Source organism: Clostridium sartagoforme AAU1, from assembly GCF_000401215.1.
GTDB lineage: Bacteria > Bacillota > Clostridia > Clostridiales > Clostridiaceae > Clostridium > Clostridium sartagoforme.
Genome location: NZ_ASRV01000036.1, coordinates 1 through 3,330, shown reverse-complemented (window position 1 = coordinate 3,330; position 3,330 = coordinate 1). Strand labels below are relative to the sequence as shown.

Annotated in this window: 5 protein-coding genes; all 5 read left to right on the top strand. The window is 26.0% G+C overall.

Annotated features, from left to right (window positions below):
• Nucleotides 1-177: 177 nt before the first annotated feature.
• The 5 genes from A500_RS03250 (at nt 178) to zupT (ending at nt 3,282) form a co-directional block, all read left to right on the top strand.
• Nucleotides 178-414 carry a DUF1292 domain-containing protein gene (locus A500_RS03250; protein ID WP_016206159.1) on the top strand — a complete coding sequence of 79 codons (237 nt, stop codon included), beginning with the start codon at nt 178-180 and terminating at the stop codon, nt 412-414.
• 122 nt (nt 415-536) lie between these two features.
• On the top strand, nt 537-767 hold the full coding sequence (locus A500_RS03245) for a hypothetical protein (protein ID WP_016206158.1): 231 nt from the start codon (nt 537-539) through the stop codon (nt 765-767).
• 115 nt (nt 768-882) lie between these two features.
• Nucleotides 883-1,569: a Yae1 family protein gene (locus tag A500_RS03240; protein ID WP_016206157.1), complete on the top strand. Its 687-nt coding sequence runs from the start codon at nt 883-885 to the stop codon at nt 1,567-1,569.
• 92 nt (nt 1,570-1,661) lie between these two features.
• The gene (locus A500_RS03235; protein ID WP_016206156.1) at nt 1,662-2,420 is read left to right on the top strand and encodes a YwaF family protein; all 759 of its coding nucleotides are present in this window, start codon (nt 1,662-1,664) and stop codon (nt 2,418-2,420) included.
• Between the two features lie 61 nt (nt 2,421-2,481).
• Nucleotides 2,482-3,282 (top strand): zinc transporter ZupT, encoded by an 801-nt coding sequence (gene zupT, locus A500_RS03230; RefSeq protein WP_016206155.1) that lies wholly within the window; start codon nt 2,482-2,484, stop codon nt 3,280-3,282.
• The last annotated feature ends 48 nt before the right edge of the window (nt 3,283-3,330 follow it).

Sequence of the window (3,330 nt, the reverse complement as noted above, 5' to 3'; positions counted from 1 at the left end):
TGATATACATGAGCACTTAAAGAAAAGTTTAATAGCAGTATCAGATGAATATGCAGAACAAATAAAATCAATGCAAGAATACTTATTAAAGATTAGTTAAAGATATTTTTAATATATATGTATAAATTTATTCTATTAAAGCAAAATAAGTTTAGTAAAATAAAGGAGTGTATATATATGAATCAAAAGATAATGTCTTTCAATGATGAAAATGGAAATAAAGTTGATTATGAAATATTAGAACAAAAATTAATATGTGGAAATGAATATGTAGCTATGGCACCTGTAAAGGATAAATCACATATAGAAATATATAAAATTAAATTTGATAAAGAATGGAATGAAAGTTTAAGTGAAGTAGAATCTCAAACAGAGATAGATATGTTTAAACAAGTTTCAAATTTAAAATTTTAATATAAAAAGAAGTCAGTTTAGTTGTTACTATGCTGACTTCTTTTTTTGGTTAAAGTTTAAGGTAACAAATAAAAATAATTATGAATAGTATAAAGTAAAATAATTGTGGGAGTAATTTAATCATGAATAGTTATAACTTAATTATGAGACTTCAAGCAAAGATGCAAGATCCTAGATTTGCAGAACGATTTAATAGGATAGTATCAGAGTTTAATAGTATTCCTGGAGTACAGCAAGAAGTTATGAGAATAGCTCAAATAGAGGATGAAAAAAAGAGAGAAAAAGCTATATCAAAATTACCTGATAGAGTAAAGAGATTGGTTAGAGAAGTAAATTCATTACTAAATGAATAAATAAATTTACATCATAATTACTAAAGAGATAAAAACTTTTATAAAGCATTAACAAAAGGTATAAAAGATTCATATATTATGTATTATAAACATTTATAACAAGGAGATAAAAAAGATGGAAACAAATTATGAATTCGGTACTAAAGATTTCGAAGAAATTCTAAAAAGAATTCAGCAAGATGAAACAAGTTCTTTTAAAGATGTTAATTTCACCGAAAATAATTCTTCAGGATTTGGAGAAGAAAATAATTTGATGAATGATATTGAAGAATTGAATAAAAATAATATTTTTCAAGATAATAGTTTTGTTGAAGAATCTACTAGAAATCAAAGTTCTTGCGGATGCAATGATAATAATGACATAAATGACATAGGATGTGGCGATAATAATGGAATAATTGATTGTCGTAAATGGTATGAAAGAGGATTAAGAGCAGGTTTAGAAAAAGGATATATAAAGGGATATGAGTGTGGAAGGCAACAAGGACGAAGAGAAGGTTTTAGAGAAGGCTATGCAAGAGGAATTGCTAGAGCTCAAGAATTAGCAAGAGCTAGTTATGAAAGAGGGTATAGACAGGGATATAATGCAGGATATAGAGCTGGATATCAAAAAGGATATCAAAATGGTTGCAGGGTAGGATATCAAAGAGGTGTTAGAGTAGGATTCCAAAATGGTCTTAGACAAGGATATGAAAATGCTTATAGGGAAATATTGAATTGTTTAAATAATGCTAGGCAAAGAACTAATAACCTAAGTAATAATAGTTGTACTAGAAATGGTTGCTGGAGATCAGTAACCTAAAAATAAAATTATATTGGGGCTGTCGAATAGGCAGCCCCATTAAGAATTATTTTATTAATAAATTCATACTCTATATAAAGGGGAGAAAGAGTATGAAAAATTTTTTTGTATTTAAAAGAGCATATGATAGCTATAGAATGAATATTTTTGAACAAATCATTCCTTTAATAATAATGATACTAATAATAGGATTATTATTAATATATAGAGATAGAATAAGAATAAATAGTAGAGCAGAAAAAATAATAAGATATATATTAACATCTGTATCAGGAGTATTCTTTATATCTTATTATTTAGTAAATTGGATGATTATAGGGATAGAGTTAGAAAACTTACCATTACATCTTTGTTATATATCAAATATATTATGCATAATTCTTGGTATTAACAAGAATAAAAAAATATATAATTTTACACTTTGTTATGGATTAATAGGAGGAATTGGAAGTTTATTATCTATGGATACATCATTATCAAGTAGATATTTTAAATACTATCAATTTATGGTATCTCATATTTCCATAATAGTAATTCCGTTATATTTTCTTATAATACATAAATATTTCCTAAATGAAAAAGAAGTATTAAAGGTATATATCATGCTTCAAATAATAGGTATAACAATGGGAGTATTCAATCATATATTCAATACAGATTACTTTTTTGTAACTTTCAATTCAAATCTAGCTGCTAGAGGAACTATTCTTGAAGATATAGGAAGTGGATATAATTATTTTATAAATCTAGAATTATTATCATTAATATACATGGGAATAATATATATTATTGTAAAAATTGTGAATAAAAAAATAATAAAAACTATAGAAGATAGTTCTGATTTCAATTGAAAAAAATTATCAATTAGTATAAGATAAGTATATAAACAAATATAGTAAGGAGGATAAAAATATGAGTAATGTAACTATAGCTTTCTTAATAACATTGTTTGCTGGACTTGCAACTGGTATAGGAAGTTTAATAGCCTTTTTAGCAAAAGGAACAAATAAGAAGTTTTTATCCATAAGTTTAGGTTTCTCAGCAGGAGTTATGATATATGTGTCTATGATTGAAATATTTTCTAAAGCTAAGGATTCATTAATATCAGCATTAGGAGAAAGAACAGGAAATTATTTAACAGTAGGTTCATTTTTTGCAGGAATGTTCTTAATTGCAATAATTGATAAATTTGTACCTAGTGGAGAAAATCCACATGAAGTTAAGTTAATTCCTTCAGAAAATAGTGAGGATAAGAGTGCTAGTGGTTTATTAAGAACAGGAGTTTTTACTGCATTAGCAATAGCAATTCATAACTTTCCAGAAGGATTAGCTACTTTTGTATCAGCTTTAGGAGATATTAAAATAGCAATCCCTATAGCAGTAGCAATAGCAATTCATAATATACCAGAAGGAATATCAGTTTCAGTTCCAATTTATTATGCAACAGGTGATAAGAAAAAAGCTTTTATATATTCCTTTTTATCAGGAATGTCAGAACCGGTTGGAGCAATTGTAGGCTACGTGTTTCTAAGAAATTATTTTAATGATTTAACATTCGGAATAATTTTTGCTATGGTAGCTGGTATAATGGTGTTTATTTCATTAGATGAATTATTACCTGCTGCTAAAGAATATGGAGAGCATCATTTATCAATATATGGATTAATTTTAGGAATGATAGTAATGTCAATAAGTTTACTATTATTCATTTAAAAAAGATTGTCTAAATTAGTTTAAGACAATCTTTTTTTGTAATATAAA